Origin of the sequence: Escherichia whittamii, from assembly GCF_014836715.1 — a bacterium.
GTDB lineage: Bacteria > Pseudomonadota > Gammaproteobacteria > Enterobacterales > Enterobacteriaceae > Escherichia > Escherichia whittamii.
In genome coordinates, this window is sequence record NZ_JACSQI010000011.1 from 33,771 (window position 1) to 49,435 (window position 15,665).

Consider the following 15,665-nt stretch of genomic DNA (forward strand, 5'->3'; position numbering starts at 1 on the left):
ATCCATTGATAATAAAAGAGATTTTAAATATACAACTTATTCACCTTAAGTACACCGACCGTGAATTTAACCCTGACCCGAAGACTCTGGATGGGCTTTGCCCTGATGGCGCTGTTAACACTGACCAGTACCCTGGTGGGATGGTACAACCTGCGTTTTGTCAGTGAGGTGGAAAAAGCCAATACTCAGGCATTGATTCCTACCATGAATATGGCGCGCCAGTTGAGCGAAGCCAGCGCCTGGGAACTTTTCGCCGCGCAGAACCTGACCAGTGCCGATAACGAAAAGATGTGGCAGGCGCAGGGGCGAATGCTCACCGCACAAAGCCTGAAGATTAACGCGTTGCTGCAAGCGTTACGGGAACAAGGTTTTGACACCACCGCGATTGAACAGCAGGAGCAGGAGATCTCCCGTTCGTTACGTCAACAAGGGGAGCTGGTGGGGCAGCGTTTGCAACTGCGCCAGCAACAACAGCAACTCAGTCAGCAGATAGTCGCCGCCTCCGATGAGATCGCGCGCCTGGCGCAAGGTCAGGCGAATAATGCAGCAACCTCAGCCGGAGCTACCCAGGCAGGGATTTACGATTTGATCGAACAACATCAGCGCCAGGCCGCCGAAAGCGCACTCGATAGGCTAATTGATATCGATCTTGAGTACGTTAACCAGATGAATGAACTGCGCCTTAGCGCCCTGCGGGTGCAGCAAATGGTGATGAATCTGGGGCTGGAGCAGATCCAGAAAAATGCGTTAGCGCTGGAAGCGCAGCTCAATAATGCGGTGAAAATTCTGCAACGTCGGCAAATACGTATTGAAGATCCGGGAATTCGAGCTCAGGTCGCGACAACGTTAACTACCGTTAGTCGATATAGCGATTTGCTGGCGCTGTATCAGCAGGACAGTGAAATCAGTAATCGCCTGCAAACTCTCGCCCAAAACAACATCGCCCAGTTCGCGCAGTTTAGTAGCGAAGTCAGTCAGCTGGTCGACACTATTGAACAGCGTAATCAGAGCGGGCTCGCGCATCTGGAAAAAGCAAGCACACGCGGGCAATACAGCCTGTTATTGCTGGGGATGGTTTCACTTTGCGCACTGATTCTGATCCTCTGGCGCGTGGTGTATCGCTCAGTCACGCGCCCACTTGCCGAGCAAACCCAGGCGTTGCAACGCTTGCTGGACGGCGATATCGACTCCCCTTTCCCGGAAACCGCTGGCGTGCGGGAGCTGGATACCATTGGGCGGCTGATGGACGCGTTTCGCAGCAGTGTTCATGCGCTGAATCGCCACCGCGAACAGCTGGCGGCGCAGGTCAAAGCGCGTACGGCCGAATTACAAGAACTGGTGGTAGAACACCGACAGGCACGAGCGGAAGCAGAAAAAGCCAGTCAGGCAAAATCAGCGTTTCTGGCGGCAATGAGCCATGAGATCCGCACGCCGCTGTACGGTATTCTCGGCACCGCGCAGTTGCTGGCAGATAACCCGGCACTTAATGCCCAGCGTGATGATTTGCGGGCGATTACCGACTCTGGCGAATCATTGCTGACCATCCTTAACGATATTCTCGATTATTCGGCTATCGAAGCAGGTGGCAAGAATGTTTCGGTCAGCGATGAACCCTTTGAACCGCGCCCACTGCTGGAAAGTACCCTGCAATTAATGAGCGGACGGGTGAAAGGTCGTCCGATTCGACTGGTAACGGCAATTGCCGACGATGTACCAACCGCATTAATGGGCGATCCGCGACGCATTCGCCAGGTTATTACCAATTTGTTGAGTAATGCTCTGCGTTTCACCGACGAGGGGCAGATTATCCTGCACAGCCGCACTGATGGCGAGCAATGGCTGGTCGAAGTGGAAGACAGCGGCTGCGGTATTGATCCCGCGAAACTGGCAGAAATCTTCCAGCCATTTGTTCAGGTGAGCGGCAAACGCGGCGGCACCGGGCTGGGGCTGACTATCAGTAGCAGTCTGGCTCAGGCGATGGGCGGCGAATTGAGCGCCACCAGCACGCCGGAGGTTGGAAGCTGTTTTTGTTTACGGTTGCCGTTACGTGTTGCTACTGCGCCCGCGCCCAAAACAGTCAATCAGGCAGTGCGTCTGGACGGTTTACGGTTGCTGTTAATTGAAGATAACCCGCTAACCCAGCGAATTACCGTCGAGATGCTGAACAGCAGTGGTGCGCAGGTCGTTGCCGTGGGAAATGCCGCTCAGGTTTTAGAAACACTGCAAGATAGTGAACCGTTTGCTGCCGCACTGGTGGATTTTGATCTGCCGGATATTGACGGCATTACCCTTGCCCGGCAACTGGCACAGCACTATCCGTCGCTGGTTTTGATTGGCTTTAGCGCCCACGTTATCGACGAAACTTTGCGCCAGCGTACCAGTTCGCTATTTCGCGGAATTATCCCTAAACCAGTGCCGCGTGAAGTGCTTGGCCAGTTACTGGCGCACTATCTGCACCTGCAAACACCTGACCATCAACCACTGGATGTATCGCAACTCAATGAAGATGCGCAGTTAATGGGCGTGGAGAAAATCCACGAATGGCTGACATTATTTAAACAACATACCCTGCCCCTTCTCGATGAAATAGACGCAGCCCGCGCCAGGCAGGACGGCGAAAAAATTAAACGTGCCGCGCACCAGCTAAAAAGCAGCTGCGCGAGTCTGGGAATGCATAGCGCCAGCCAGCTATGCGCGCAACTGGAGCAGCAGCCATTATCTGCGCCCCTCCCACACGAAGAAATTACACGCAGTGTTGCCGCTCTGGAAGCGTGGTTGAATAAGAAAGACCTGAACGCGATTTGAATCAATATCAGCCAGTTAAGAATATTTAGAATAGTGGCATTTAGCATGCAACTTAACGGGCTGGCAAAAACATGGCAGAGAAAAAAAGAACCCGCTGGCAGCGGCGGCCAGGCACGACGGGCGGCAAATTACCGTGGAATGACTGGCGCAACGCCGCTACCTGGCGTAAAGCGACGCAATTATTACTGTTAGCAATCAATATTTATATTGCCGTCACCTTCTGGTACTGGGTGCGCTATTACGAAACGGGCGGAAATACGCCTTTTGTCGCAAGGCCTGGTGGCATCGAAGGTTGGCTACCGATTGCCGGTCTGATGAATCTGAAATATAGCCTTGAAACAGGTCAGTTACCTTCCGTGCACGCCGCCGCAATGCTGTTGCTGGTCGCTTTTATCATTATCAGCTTGCTGCTGAAAAAAGCCTTTTGTTCGTGGCTATGCCCGGTTGGTACGCTCTCTGAATTAATTGGCGATCTCGGGAAAAAACTGTTTGGTCGACAATTTGCCCTTCCCCGCTGGCTGGATATTCCTCTGCGCACGGTGAAATATTTACTGTTGAGTTTTTTTCTCTATATCGCGTTATTCATGCCCGCCCAGGCGATTCACTATTTCATGCTATCGCCTTATAGCGTGGTGATGGACGTTAAAATGCTCGATTTCTTTCGCCATATGGGGAAAGCGACATTAATCAGCGTAACGGTTTTGTTAATTGCAAGCCTGTTTATTCGCCATGTCTGGTGTCGTTACCTCTGCCCGTATGGCGCGCTGATGGGACTGGTTTCGCTATTATCGCCGTTTAAGATTCGTCGCAATGCAGAAAGCTGTATCGACTGCGGTAAATGTGCGAAAAATTGCCCATCACGTATCCCGGTCGATAAATTAATCCAGGTACGAACAGTGGAGTGTACCGGTTGTATGACCTGCGTAGAGTCATGTCCGGTGGCCTCAACATTGACCTTTTCGCTGCAAAAACCTGCGGCAAATAAAAAGACCTTTGCGTTGTCTGGCTGGTTAATGACGCTACTGGTTCTGGGGATTATGTTTGCGGTGATTGGTTATGCGATGTATGCGGGCGTATGGCAAAGCCCGGTGCCAGAAGAATTGTACCGACGCTTAATTCCGCAAGCGCCAATGATTGGTCATTAAAATAGCAACAAGCGGAACATCACCTCGCACGGGGTGATGTTCACAAAATCACATTATTTTGATTTTGACATTATAACTTTCAAGCCCGGTCATTTTCTCCCGCGCGGTGAAGCAAATTTCAGAGACTTCTTTCCCTGTGTTCTTGTTAAACTCGGCGATTTTTTGCGCGATAAAATCTGAGATTTCCGTTTCAGCTTGTTTTTTTAGCTCTTCAATATTCACTGTTAACCTCTTCTGGTCTTAAAAGACAGCAACACGCCAGTAAGGTGTTGGTTCCCGGTACCTGGTCAGGTAAGAAATGTTATAAGCCATCTCCCTGAAAGATTCAATAATCAACAGGTTATCGCTTATTATACATACAGAGTTGAAGAAAAATAAGCCAGATATAAAAAAGGCTCCACGAGGGAGCCTGATATTATTTGGTGAAATCCAGCGGCACATGGTCAGTGCGTATCTGCAATGCGATGTTATCAAACGTGATCATCGTCGATTTACAGAAAATACACTTTGCGCCCAAAGGGTTTCGCTCCGTCACATCGAATGCCGATGTGCGGTACTGTGAACCATGACAACATGGACAGCGGAAATGGAGATGCTGAGTAATAACGGCAACCTTAGAGCGTAACAACGTTCGCTGCCGAGGGACCACGTTGCCCCTGCTCAATAGAAAATTCGACTTTCTGATTTTCATTCAGAGTGCGGAACTCATTGCTCTGGATGGCGGTGAAATGAACGAAAACGTCCTTGCTGCCATCATCAGGAGTGATAAAGCCAAAACCTTTATCTGCGTTAAACCATTTTACTAAACCAGTCATTTTATTAGACATATTTTACTTCCTTCATTTTGGGCCTTTCGGCAAACAGGGCTTTAATACAGAAACTACTTAGTGTTCAGGAGAGAGACTCAAAAGAAGGGGATAATGCCTGATAATGAGAACTGCTTTAGTAAACTACTTTGTATGCCGTCTGTCTTTCAAACCGAAGCAGCTATTAACGCATGATACACATAATTAAGCAAATTTTATTTTAGCCGTCCGGCGGTCTTAAATATCGCTGGTTTTATTTTATTAAAACCGTATAGTGCAGCGCAGTATTTTTAGTAAGGAATTTGTTTGTCCCGTAAAATGACAGGAATTGTCAAAACCTTTGATCGCAAAAGCGGCAAAGGATTCATTATCCCCTCCGACGGTCGTAAAGAAGTCCAGGTCCATATTTCCGCATTCACTCCCCGCGACGCAGAAGTGCTCACACCTGGGTTACGTGTGGAATTTTGCCGCATCAATGGCCTGCGTGGCCCCTCAGCGGCAAATGTTTATTTGTCCTGATGTAAGCTACATGCCGGAATGCGCGCTTCATTCACGATTTGCGTAAAATCCGCCAGTGAACACATGCCCTGTACGTTTCTCTCCTCACATTCTGCCAGTGTCAGTTTCACCTCTCCAGGTGGCGTTTTTAGCGATAGCGGCGTTTTGTCACGCATCTGCTGTAAGGTCTGGAATACCAGCGATACCTGAATCCACTGGCTGTTATCACTAAGTCGCCGCCAGCGTTCAAAAACCAACTCGCCACCCGGTGGGGTATTATCCGGCTGGCCTGGTAGCGTCCAGTTAAGCGCTAACGCGCCCCCCAGATTCGCCAGATTAGTATCGTGTCCGGCAATAAATAGCAGTGAAGTGGGTAATGTCACGCCATAAACCTGTTGTTGCGTGTTATTTGGCGTCAGCGCCGTCAGGACCAAATCTAACAACGGCGTGGCGCGACTACGGGCAACCTCTGGTGTCCGCTGCAGCAAATAAAACTGCGCATTATGCAGACTTAGCAAGGTGTTCCACTGGTGTGAATCAGTAATTCGTCCCCAGCCAGGCTCCGGCATTCCCTGCGCCTGTTGCAGGAGAAATATCTCCGTCAGCATGGATGCGAGACTTACCGCCCCCGTTAATGAGACGTTATCAGCACTCACCTTGAGTTCAGAGGGTAATGCCCGCGTGAACGAACAGCTTTCGTCTTGTTTCTCTCGTTTGAGGCACAGACTTGATTGCGGAAAATTGAGTACCCGCTCCAGTTCGTGAAATGCCGTTTGCCGATGATCGGTAAAATCAACGAGAGAGCCGCCTGCCCTGCTGAGAATCGCCTCAGTCACATTCACGTTATCCAGTTGGCAAACACCGGTTTTCAGGGGATTAAATAACGGATCGGGCCGGGAAGTGTCTGACTGAGTATGTACGGTTATTGCACAGTCGGGAGCCAGCCCGGCAGCAAAGGCTTCGCCTGTTTTACGAGTGCGCTCGTCGACATCGGCAATAATTTCAACCTGCCCAGCTTTCGGGCAACCATTTTTTGCCAGCAAACCGTCAGCTACCAGGCGTTGGCGTTGGTAATGTCCGAGATAAGAGATCAGCTCACCGCCTCGTGGTGTCAGCCACCCCAGTTTCACCGGCCAGCCAGGCCAGGTGTCTGGCGTAACTTCCTGCATGAGTTGCGTAGATTTGGTGGGTGCTCGCACACCATGACGGCTCACAATCACCACACTTTCCAGCTTCAGTTCCGGCGCCCCCTGAGCAAAAGCAGGTAGCGGTGTTAACGGAAGCAAAAGAGAGAAAAAGGGGATTAAAATCGCTTTCATCGCCAGGTTTCCGTTTTTCATGTTTCGCATTATTGCCGGATATGACGCTAACGCCTCTTATCCGGCCTATGTTCGTTGTGCGTCCAGTCATCCCTTCAGACGCGGTTCCAGCCAGACCAACACGACGGTAGAGAGCGAACACATCAACAAAATGCCGACGAACCACAATAAATACCACATTGATCATCCCTCCTTAGTACAGCTCACTATCGTGACGGCGAAGAGTTTCAGTCGTCATTCGACCCCACATTTTGTAGTAGCTCCATAGAGTGTAGAGCAACACTAATGGCAAAAATATCAGTACAATTACTAACATAATGCTAAGTGTCAGTTGGCTGGAGGTACTGTCCCACAGCGTCAGGCTGGATATCGGACTGATACTCGAAGGCATAACAAATGGAAATAACGTAACGCCAGCGGTGAAAATCACGCCAAATTGCATCAATGACGCCATCAGAAATCCCCAACCGGGGCGACCACGATAAATTGCCATCACCGTCAGTAACGGGCAGAAGAAGCCGAGCAGTGGGAAGATCCACAAGACAGGCGATTCGACGAAGTTATTCATCCAGGCTCCTGGCAGTATCGCCACCATTTTCATCAATGGATTGGACGGACCGTTGACATCCTGGGCGAGTAACACAAAACCATCAATGCCGACCCACAGCCAGTAACCCGCCAGCAGAAAGCAGAGCATCACCAGCAGTGCGGCGCGTTTGGTCGCCAGTTGCGAACGCAGATGAATAGCGCCGACGGTTTTTAGCTGTAACCAGACGCCCCCTTGCAAAATCACCATACCCAGACTGAGCAAGCCACACAGTAAGGGGAATGGCGTCAGCAACTGCCAGAAGCTACCGAGATACTCCACGCGTAATTGTGGTGTGAAGCTAAACGGCACGCCAAGTAACAAGTTACCGAACGCAATACCAAAGACCACGGGCGGGACCAGACTACCAATGACCAGACCGGTATCCCACATTTTGCGCCAGCGGGCATCCGCTATTTTGCCGCGATAATCAAAAGCTAACGGGCGGAAGAACAGCGAGCACAGTACCAGGATCATCGCCACATAAAAGCCGGAAAACGCCGCAGCATAGACTCTGGGCCAGGCAGCAAATAATGCCCCACCAGCGAGGATCAGCCAGACCTGGTTGCCCTCCCAGTGAGCGCCAACGCTGTTGATCACTATTCGGCGTTCATCATCGTCACGCGCCACCAGTGGCAGCAGACAACCGATCCCCATATCAAATCCGTCGGTGACCATAAAGACCACCAGAATGACGCCCATCAGCAGCCACCAGATGAAGCGTAATGTTTCATAATCAAACATGACTATCTCCTTTACCCCTGTTGCTGCGCTGGTTGTTCACTCTGCATCGCACTCGGCCCCAGACGGGCATATTTCTGCATCAGGTAGACTTCGGCGATTAAGAACAAGGTGTAAAGCCCTACGATCATGATCAGAGAGAAGGCCAGTTGGCCCGTGGTTAACGCAGAGTGCGCGGAGTATGTCGGTAAGATGTCCTGAATCGCCCACGGCTGACGACCAAACTCGGTCATAAACCACCCGGCTTCAATGGCAATCCACGGCAGTGGCAAACTCCAGAGCACCATTTTCAGCACCCAGCGATGTTGGTCGATTTTGCCGCGCAGCGTCTGGACGAGCGCAATCAGCATCACCAGTAACAGCAGCGAACCACAGCCCACCATGATGCGGAAACTCCAGAATACCGGCGCAACCTGCGGGATTGCTCCACGCATCGCAGCCTGGTACTGCGCAGCAGTGACATGATTCATATCCGGCGCATAGCGGGAGAGCAACATGCCATAACCGAGATCGCCTTCTAACTTGCGAAACGCCTGTAGTACATGCGGCTCGCGGTTGCCCTGCGATATCTCCTGCATCAACAGCCAGGCTATGCGTCCGCGTTGCAGCCGTGGGTAGGTTTCGGCCATCAAATTTTTCAGCCCGGGAACAGGTTTATCCAATGAATGAGTGGCCAGTATCCCTAACAGTGCCGGGATTTTAATGGCAAATGCGTTGCGTTCTTGATCCTGTTCCGGCCAGGCAACGAGATGGAACGGCGCGGGCGCCGGTTCGGTTTGCCACTCCCCTTCCATCGCCGCCAGTTTTACCGGCTGTACTTGTGCGACTTCATATGCAGAGCTGTCTCCGAGTTGTAGCGCGCCCATTATCGCCAGGGTCCCAAAGACAGAACCGATGGCAAACGAGCGGAGTGCAACGTCGCGCTCCCGCCCACGCAGCAAATACCACGCGCTGATCGCCATAATGAACATCGCCCCGGTCACATAACCTGCCATCACCGTGTGTACAAATTTCACCTGGCTTACAGGGTTAAAAACCAGATCGCTGAAACTGGTCATCTCCATACGCAAGGTGTCAATATCGAAATGCGCTCCGGTCGGGAACTGCATCCAGCCATTGGCATTCAGGATCCACAATGCGGAGATATTTGAACCGAATGCCACCAGCCAGGTGACCAACAGGTGTTGGTATTTATTCAGGCGTTGCCAGCCGAAGAAGAACAGACCGACAAAAGTGGATTCGAGGAAGAAGGCCATTAATGCTTCCATCGCCAGCGGTGCGCCGAAAATGTCGCCCACATAGTTGGAATAGAATGACCAGTTAGTACCAAACTGAAACTCCATCGTCAGGCCGGTGGCTACGCCGAGAGCAAAGTTGATACCAAAGAGCTTACCCCAGAAACGCGTCATGTCGCGGTAGATTGTTTTGCCGGTAACCACGTAAATAGTTTCCATGATGGCCAGCAAAAAAATCAGCCCCAGGGTAAGGGGCACAAATAAAAAGTGATACAGCGCGGTCAGCGCAAACTGCCAGCGCGATAAGTCAATAACATCCCACATGCTAACTCCTGTAGGCGAAGAGAGGGTAATAACCCATTAATAGTAGATCCCTCTTTTCAACCTTACAGTTTGTAGGTAGTTGTATTCGCTAATTGCGATATTCACAGGACCGAAAGCGATATTTGCCGCCGTTTTTACTTTTGCGCGCTTTCCACCAGCCACTGACAAACCTCGCCGAGACGCTGTGCAGAATCCGCCAGATCTTCCGGCGCAGCCAGCACAACTTCGGGTATCGGGCAGATTTCATAACTTTCAAGCAGAGGGCCTTTTAAGGTGTCCATACAGCGTAAATGCCAGACATGGCGTAATCCCGTGGCGTTGATATAGCTCTCTCCGTAGCCAATGGTTCGAATCTGAATATTGCCCGGTCCGCAAAGACGCAACAGAAAAAGCCGGTCAGCCTCGCTGATGGGTAACTGCGTCAGGTTAATACTGTGCGGCTGCGCGTCGGGGTTTCGTACATGCGCCAGTAATTCATGGGCCAACGGTAAGCCATTCATCAGACCATTAAGAGGGGGCGGTAATAGCGAATCTGTCGGCAGTGCGTTTTGCGTTGCCGCCTGCCACAACGCCTGCGGCGCGCAGCCAGCCTCCAGGCGATCTTCCAGCAATTGCTCACCGCAACGTCTGCGTACACGCCATAATCCACAGAAGATCGCCTCCTGAATCTCACTTTCACTGCCGTCAGCATGCTGGATGCGAACTGACACTTCCCCTTCCCCGAGAAGCGTATTAATAAAGTGACGATCGTCGGCGTTGAGATTTAACAGATCGACTGCCAGCACCTCGCCCAGCGGCGGCTGGCGTTCGCTTAGTTGATGTTGCAACTCGGTTAATAGGGCAATCACCTGCGGGCTGTGAACACATTGCTCCAGAGCAGCCATACTCGGTTCATCATTCACCTGACAGGTGATCGGCAGTGGATTCATGCTGAAACTATCGTCGCCAGGTTGTGTTCCCGGCCCCAGCAGATGGAAGAAAGCGTCGCTCATGAGGCTCGCTCCTGTTGCGGTTCGACAAGCGTGCGCATCAGGCTTATCAACTCCGCCCACGGGTGAATGCCGTTCAACACGCCGCAATAGTTACCGCCGGTAAACACCAGGGTGGCGGGAAAGCGAAAAACACCAAAGCGATCGCCAATGGCTTCGCTCTGCTCAAGATCGGCAATCGCCACCTTCCACGCATAGTCCGGAAACTCGTGCAGTAGCTCTGCGATCATTACCGGATTGTCGCTGACTTCAGGCGTCCGTTTTGGGTCACAGCTTAACAACACCACACCGTCTGGCGTTTGTGTAAGCCAGTCGTCAAGACGGGATTCACTGACCGGTGTCCAGCCTCGTGCCAGCATTCGTTGCCACAACGCATTAAAAGGAGAGTCATTGATCATCCCTGCTCCTCCTGCGTCATCCGATACTGGCGCAAACGAACGCCTTCGTAATTTTCCATCGACAGGCAGTCATAATTGAGACAACGAGACTCCTCAGTCGGTTGCGGCACAACTCCCCACAGAGCCAGCTGTACCAGCGCCGCCTGTTCCGCAGCGGGCAGTTGCTCCCGCGCCAGTTCGCTCAGGCTGCCGCCGTAGTCGTCGAGCATCGCGGGTTGCAGACCGACGAGGGCAATATGTGCTGGCAAATGACCACGTATGTCCGCCAGCGCCAGCACTTCGGAGAAACTATTCTGGTGCAGGCTCATTTTCTTCGCGCTGAGATATGCCGGAATGCGCTCTCCGGCATAGGTTCGTAGCGTTCCTGGCTCCAGCCCATAATCAATGGCATCGAGAATCAACAAATGACTGGCGCTTTCGACATAGCCCAGCAAGTTCAGCCCCTGGGTACCGCCATCAACAATTTCCACTTCTTCGGGCCAGTGGTAATGGGCATACAGCCGTTCCGCCACCCGCACACCGAAACCTTCATCGGCCCACAACAGATTTCCCAGCCCCATCACCACCACGCGCTGCTCACTCATGAACGCTCCTTGTTGCTTTTAACTTTAAAAAATTTGTGGCTGCGGTAGCCGTTCACCATGGTGGAGATCACCGTGTCGTCAGACATGATGTCTTCACGCAGCGCCATATAGACATGACCAATCACAAAAGCGCCAATTAGCCACATCCCCAGCCGATGCCAGCTGTGAATGTCCATTGAGTTGCCGCCCGTCCAGTAGAAAAATTCCACCACGTAACGGAACGGTGTGAAGATAGCGTACTGACTGTGTTCGCTGAACAGCGCAAAACCGGTGACGATCATAAAAACGGACATCAGAAAATAGCCGAACATCGCGGCCTGGGCGATGGGGTTATGACCAATATCAGTACTTGGACGTTTGGCCAGAAACAGATACCAGCGGATTTCATACCACACGCCCAGCCACCAGCTTTTACGCCACACTGGCACGACGAACAGCTCACGTGAGTAGCGATTACCGACAAATGCCCAGTAGATCCGCATCAGTAATATCACGGTAAAAATCATCCCGGCACTAAAGTGAATTAGCCTGATGTAGCCCATATAGAACAGATACGTCGCCTCGCCGCTGACCGAAGGCAGCGGTTTGCCGATAAAGTAGCCAGTAACCATCAACACTGCCATGCACAGCACCGTCAGCCAGTGCCATATCCGCACGGGCGCTTCAAAGACATAGTGGCTGACAACGTTGTCGCTTTTCTCTTGCATGATGATTCTCCTTCGCGGTTAACGCACCTGCACGGAGATAAGCTCGCTACCATCGTCGCCCAGCACGTGAGTTGAACAGGCGAGGCACGGGTCGAAGCTGTGCAAAGTACGCAGGATTTCCAGCGGCTGTTCAGGAATAGCCATTTTGGTGTTCATCAGCGCCGCCTCATACGCACCAATTTGCCCTTTAGGATCGCGCGGGCTGGCGTTCCAGGTGGTCGGCACCACACACTGATAGAGATCAATCTTGCCATCGCGAATGGCGGCCCAGTGACCTAACGCCCCGCGCGGCGCTTCGGTAAAGCCGACGCCACGGCACTCTTTCGGCCAGGTAGCTGGCTCCCATTTTTCAGTGGAGGCGGTGGCGAGGTTGCCGTTTTTCAGGTTGGTTATCAGTTTGTCGAAGAAGTATTGCAGCTTACCTGCGGCCCACTGCGCTTCGTGCGCGCGGCACAGAATGCGGCCCAACGTTGACTGGATACCGGAAAACGGCAGGTTCAGTGCCGACATCATGCGCTCGACCGACTCAACGGTTGCTGCATCGCCTTTGTGGTAAGCGATCAACGTACGCGCCAGCGGCCCCACTTCCATCGCATGAACGCGCCAGCGTGGCGCTTTGATCCACGAGTAGCGCTCCTGTTCATTCAGTTGCTGAATGTTAGTGTCACTGCCTTTGACATCTCCGGGGTTGTACCACGGATCAGTAATACCATCGAACGGATGACGCCCGACCCGATCGTCGGGATAACGATACCAGGCGTGATCGACAAACTCCTGCACCTGCTGCGGATCCACTAAGTCTACTGGCAGGACGTTTTTGAAGTCGCCGTTAATTACTGCGCCGCCAGGCATCAACAGACTTTTCTCGCCAAAATCGTTGGCGATATCCGGGAACGCGCCGTAGCTGAGAACGCATTGATCCGAAAGGCCAGTGCCGATTTCACTCCACGGTTTGTTGAACTGACCAATGGCTAAGGCGTCGGGGATCATCACGTTATTAATGAAGTCCGCCGTACGGGTAATGATCGACTGCACGAGGTTCAGGCGTTCCATATTGACCGCCCCGACCGCGCCGCTTTCGTCAATGTTAATTGCACATGGCATCCCACCAACAATCCAGTTCGGATGCGGGTTTTTACCGCCGAAGACCGCGTGGATTTTGACAATTTCACGCTGGAAATCGAGAGCCTCGAGATAGTGGGCAAAGCCCATCAGGTTGGCTTCTGGCGGCAGTTTATATTGCGGATGGCCCCAGTAACCGTTGCGGAAGATCCCTAACTGCCCGCCTTCAACAAATTTCTTCAGTCGGTTTTGCACATCGAAGAAATATCCTGGAGACGATTTCGGCCACGAGGAGAGACTTTGCGCCAGTTCGGACGTTTTACGCGGATCGGCTTGCAGTGCGTTTAGCACGTCGATCCAGTCCATTCCGGCGAGCTGATAGAAATGCACCAGGTGATCGTGGCACCAGAGCGTCGCCAGCATAATGTTGCGGATAATATTGGCGTTATCAGGCACTTGAATACCAATGGCATCTTCGATGGCATAAACCGAGGCCAGGGCGTGTACACCGGTGCAGACGCCGCAAATACGTTCAACGAACGCCCACGCATCGCGCGGATCGCGCCCTTGCAGGATGATCTCCAGCCCGCGAAACATAGTGCCGCAGGAGACTGCATTGGTTATCACATTCTGATCGTTGATATTTACTTCGCAGCGCATATGACCTTCGATGCGCGTGATCGGGTCGACCACCAGGCGGCGTCCGGCATTGTTGATGGTGTATCCCTGGGTTTCGTACTGAGTGCTCATGCCTGTTTATCCTCGTTGCCCGGCTGTTGTTCTGCTTCTGCAAGTTGCTGGTTGTGACGTCTGCGCTGGTCAACGGCGCTGGCGACTGCATGTACGCCAACAGCCGCAGCCACCACGCCAAGCGCGGTTAAACCGACGGTATCGGCGGTGGAGTGAGTCCCCATTTGCGGAATATCGACCACGCGGCTGTAGAACGAGCCGCGATCCCAGAAGCCATTTTCAGAACAGCCAAGACAGCCGTGACCAGACTGGATCGGGAAGGAAACGCCATCGTTCCAGCGGGTAGAGGAACAGGCGTTATATGTAGTTGGCCCTTTGCAGCCCATTTTATACAGGCAGTAACCTTTTCGCGCCGCGTCATCGTCCCAACTCTGGACGAACTCACCGGCGTCAAAGTGGGCGCGGCGATAGCATTTATCGTGAATACGCTGACCATAGAACATCAGCGGACGCCCCATTCTGTCGACATCCGGCAGGCGATCGAAGGTCACCATATAAGTAATGATGGCACTCATCACATCCGGGATCGGCGGGCAGCCAGGCACTTTAATGATCGGTTTATCGGTGATCACTTTGTCGATAGGCGTGGCCTGCGTCGGATTAGGGCGCGCGGCTTGTACGCAGCCCCAGGAAGCGCAGGTTCCCCAGGCGATTATCGCACTGGCCCCAGCCGCTGCACGTTTCAGTTTTTCAATAAACGGTCGGCCACTGCTGATACAGAACATCCCCTGCTCGCCCAGCGGCGGATTGCCCTCTACCGCGAGGATATATTTGCCATTGTATTGCGTGATGATGTCTTCAAAGACGTCTTCCGCCTGGGTTCCGGCGGCAGCCATCAGAGTATCGTCGTAGTCGAGAGAAATAAGGGAAAGAATGACATCCTTCGCCAGAGGGTGAGCGGAGCGGATAAAAGATTCGGTACAGCAGGTGCATTCCAGACCGTGGATCCACACCACCGGAATGCGCGGTTTATTTTCCAGCGCCCAGGCAATCTTTGGCGCCATCCCCGCACCTAACCCCAGCGAGGTTGCAGCCAGACTGCAATATTTGAGAAAGCTGCGCCGGGTGACCCCCTGACGCCGCATGGCCTGGTAAAATGTCTCCTCGTTATTCATATCGCACGTCTCTTCTCCTTGCGACACCAGCAGGACGCCGGGCGCTTATGGTCGGCAAGCGACGTCCCTGTAGCAAGGCAAACCATCGTTTTACGTGAGATGCTGAAAACGAAAGCTCATCCTTCTGCACTGGCGCACGTCGCCAGAAAGTATTGTTAATAAAGCGTAGTGAAACTTTTGCACAAAACAATACAAACTGTGTGGATTTGTCTTTTAGCGATAAAAATGGACCTTATTTTCCTTAAGGTTTGCCGCCGGAAGGTTATGAAGCGATTTTTATGGCGACGGAATGCGCAAATTGCTGTTATTTCACGCAATCAACACGATTTTGTCTGTTTTTCAGGCAAACAAACAAATTGGGGGTTTACACGACGCATCGGGATGTTTATAGTTCGCGTCATTCCGGAAGTGTGGCCGAGCGGTTGAAGGCACCGGTCTTGAAAACCGGCGACCCGAAAGGGTTCCAGAGTTCGAATCTCTGCGCTTCCGCCAAATAAGATGAGGGGTTAGCTAAATGCTAACCCCTTTTTCTTTTGCCTGTCAAAATGCTATACCACACTCAGTGGCTTAACCATCCTCTGCTAAACCTGTTCCAGATCAA

General features: G+C 52.3%; 16 protein-coding genes, 1 tRNA gene and 1 pseudogene. 4 read left to right on the forward strand and 14 right to left on the reverse strand.

Annotation, left to right across the window (positions count from 1 at the left end; genetic code table 11):
* Positions 1 to 60 precede the first annotated feature (60 nt).
* Both torS and H9644_RS16260 read left to right on the forward strand, forming a co-directional pair.
* Positions 61 to 2,805, forward strand: a complete 2,745-nt coding sequence (torS, locus tag H9644_RS16255; protein WP_191775394.1) for a TMAO reductase system sensor histidine kinase/response regulator TorS — start codon at positions 61 to 63, stop codon at positions 2,803 to 2,805.
* 71 nt (positions 2,806 to 2,876) lie between these two features.
* Entirely contained in the window at positions 2,877 to 3,950 is a 1,074-nt protein-coding gene (locus H9644_RS16260) for a 4Fe-4S binding protein (protein WP_191775396.1), read from the forward strand.
* A gap of 48 nt (positions 3,951 to 3,998) precedes the next feature.
* Here the strand turns inward: H9644_RS16260 and H9644_RS16265 are convergent, their stop codons facing one another.
* From H9644_RS16265 to cspG, 4 genes and pseudogenes are all read right to left on the reverse strand, one after another.
* Positions 3,999 to 4,172, reverse strand: a complete 174-nt coding sequence (locus tag H9644_RS16265) for a GnsA/GnsB family addiction module toxin (RefSeq protein WP_191775398.1) — start codon at positions 4,170 to 4,172, stop codon at positions 3,999 to 4,001.
* Positions 4,162 to 4,391 (reverse strand): annotated as a pseudogene (gene ymcE / locus H9644_RS16270) (protein YmcE). The gene H9644_RS16265 and the pseudogene ymcE overlap by 11 nt, the downstream one beginning before the upstream one ends.
* Positions 4,366 to 4,554, reverse strand: coding sequence for a cold shock small protein YmcF (ymcF, locus tag H9644_RS16275; RefSeq protein WP_191775458.1), 189 nt, complete (start codon positions 4,552 to 4,554; stop codon positions 4,366 to 4,368). The pseudogene ymcE and the gene ymcF overlap by 26 nt, the downstream one beginning before the upstream one ends.
* A gap of 10 nt (positions 4,555 to 4,564) precedes the next feature.
* On the reverse strand, positions 4,565 to 4,777 hold the full coding sequence (gene cspG / locus H9644_RS16280; protein ID WP_000066493.1) for a cold shock protein CspG: 213 nt from the start codon (positions 4,775 to 4,777) through the stop codon (positions 4,565 to 4,567).
* Positions 4,778 to 5,062: 285 nt separating this feature from the next.
* Here cspG and cspH point away from each other — a divergent pair, with 285 nt between their 5' ends.
* A complete protein-coding gene (gene cspH / locus H9644_RS16285) occupies positions 5,063 to 5,275 on the forward strand; it encodes a cold shock-like protein CspH (RefSeq protein WP_064528434.1) in 213 nt (70 codons plus the stop codon).
* Here the strand turns inward: cspH and H9644_RS16290 are convergent.
* The 10 genes from H9644_RS16290 to hyaA all read right to left on the reverse strand — a co-directional run bounded on the left by H9644_RS16290 (position 5,263) and on the right by hyaA (position 15,064).
* Complete coding sequence (locus tag H9644_RS16290) at positions 5,263 to 6,573, reverse strand: AppA family phytase/histidine-type acid phosphatase (protein WP_191775461.1); 1,311 nt, start codon at positions 6,571 to 6,573, stop codon at positions 5,263 to 5,265. The genes cspH and H9644_RS16290 overlap by 13 nt on opposite strands.
* Before the next feature lie 87 nt (positions 6,574 to 6,660).
* A complete protein-coding gene (cbdX, locus tag H9644_RS16295; RefSeq protein WP_000270307.1) occupies positions 6,661 to 6,753 on the reverse strand; it encodes a cytochrome bd-II oxidase subunit CbdX in 93 nt (30 codons plus the stop codon).
* A gap of 13 nt (positions 6,754 to 6,766) precedes the next feature.
* Complete coding sequence (gene appB / locus H9644_RS16300; RefSeq protein WP_064528433.1) at positions 6,767 to 7,903, reverse strand: cytochrome d ubiquinol oxidase subunit II; 1,137 nt, start codon at positions 7,901 to 7,903, stop codon at positions 6,767 to 6,769.
* An 11-nt stretch (positions 7,904 to 7,914) separates the two neighbouring features.
* Positions 7,915 to 9,459 (reverse strand): cytochrome bd-II oxidase subunit 1, encoded by a 1,545-nt coding sequence (gene appC / locus H9644_RS16305; protein ID WP_191775400.1) that lies wholly within the window; start codon positions 9,457 to 9,459, stop codon positions 7,915 to 7,917.
* A 134-nt stretch (positions 9,460 to 9,593) separates the two neighbouring features.
* The gene (locus H9644_RS16310; RefSeq protein WP_191775402.1) at positions 9,594 to 10,451 is read right to left on the reverse strand and encodes a hydrogenase expression/formation protein; all 858 of its coding nucleotides are present in this window, start codon (positions 10,449 to 10,451) and stop codon (positions 9,594 to 9,596) included.
* Positions 10,448 to 10,846, reverse strand: coding sequence for a hydrogenase-1 operon protein HyaE (gene hyaE, locus H9644_RS16315; RefSeq protein ID WP_191775404.1), 399 nt, complete (start codon positions 10,844 to 10,846; stop codon positions 10,448 to 10,450). The genes H9644_RS16310 and hyaE overlap by 4 nt, the downstream gene beginning before the upstream one ends.
* Positions 10,843 to 11,430 (reverse strand): hydrogenase 1 maturation protease, encoded by a 588-nt coding sequence (gene hyaD / locus H9644_RS16320; protein ID WP_064528425.1) that lies wholly within the window; start codon positions 11,428 to 11,430, stop codon positions 10,843 to 10,845. Before hyaD ends, hyaE begins: the two co-directional genes overlap by 4 nt.
* Positions 11,427 to 12,137 (reverse strand): Ni/Fe-hydrogenase b-type cytochrome subunit, encoded by a 711-nt coding sequence (hyaC, locus tag H9644_RS16325; protein ID WP_191775406.1) that lies wholly within the window; start codon positions 12,135 to 12,137, stop codon positions 11,427 to 11,429. Before hyaC ends, hyaD begins: the two co-directional genes overlap by 4 nt.
* Positions 12,138 to 12,155: 18 nt before the next feature.
* Complete coding sequence (gene hyaB, locus H9644_RS16330) at positions 12,156 to 13,949, reverse strand: Ni/Fe-hydrogenase large subunit (protein WP_191775408.1); 1,794 nt, start codon at positions 13,947 to 13,949, stop codon at positions 12,156 to 12,158.
* Positions 13,946 to 15,064, reverse strand: coding sequence for a hydrogenase 1 small subunit (hyaA, locus tag H9644_RS16335; protein WP_064528419.1), 1,119 nt, complete (start codon positions 15,062 to 15,064; stop codon positions 13,946 to 13,948). Before hyaA ends, hyaB begins: the two co-directional genes overlap by 4 nt.
* A gap of 404 nt (positions 15,065 to 15,468) precedes the next feature.
* Between hyaA and H9644_RS16340 the strand changes: the two genes are divergently transcribed.
* A tRNA-Ser gene (locus tag H9644_RS16340) sits at positions 15,469 to 15,556 on the forward strand.
* Positions 15,557 to 15,665: the final 109 nt, after the last annotated feature.

Bases quoted from the DNA above. Each gene is read 5' to 3' on its own strand.
- H9644_RS16260 (WP_191775396.1), top strand. From the start codon at position 2,877: ATGGCAGAGAAAAAAAGAACCCGCTGGCAGCGGCGGCCAGGCACGACG.
- cspG (WP_000066493.1), bottom strand. From the start codon at position 4,777: ATGTCTAATAAAATGACTGGTTTAGTAAAATGGTTTAACGCAGATAAA.
- H9644_RS16290 (WP_191775461.1), bottom strand. From the start codon at position 6,573: ATGAAAGCGATTTTAATCCCCTTTTTCTCTCTTTTGCTTCCGTTAACA.
- cbdX (WP_000270307.1), bottom strand. From the start codon at position 6,753: ATGTGGTATTTATTGTGGTTCGTCGGCATTTTGTTGATGTGTTCGCTC.
- appB (WP_064528433.1), bottom strand. From the start codon at position 7,903: ATGTTTGATTATGAAACATTACGCTTCATCTGGTGGCTGCTGATGGGC.
- appC (WP_191775400.1), bottom strand. From the start codon at position 9,459: ATGTGGGATGTTATTGACTTATCGCGCTGGCAGTTTGCGCTGACCGCG.
- H9644_RS16310 (WP_191775402.1), bottom strand. From the start codon at position 10,451: ATGAGCGACGCTTTCTTCCATCTGCTGGGGCCGGGAACACAACCTGGC.
- hyaE (WP_191775404.1), bottom strand. From the start codon at position 10,846: ATGATCAATGACTCTCCTTTTAATGCGTTGTGGCAACGAATGCTGGCA.
- hyaD (WP_064528425.1), bottom strand. From the start codon at position 11,430: ATGAGTGAGCAGCGCGTGGTGGTGATGGGGCTGGGAAATCTGTTGTGG.
- hyaC (WP_191775406.1), bottom strand. From the start codon at position 12,137: ATGCAAGAGAAAAGCGACAACGTTGTCAGCCACTATGTCTTTGAAGCG.
- hyaB (WP_191775408.1), bottom strand. From the start codon at position 13,949: ATGAGCACTCAGTACGAAACCCAGGGATACACCATCAACAATGCCGGA.
- hyaA (WP_064528419.1), bottom strand. From the start codon at position 15,064: ATGAATAACGAGGAGACATTTTACCAGGCCATGCGGCGTCAGGGGGTC.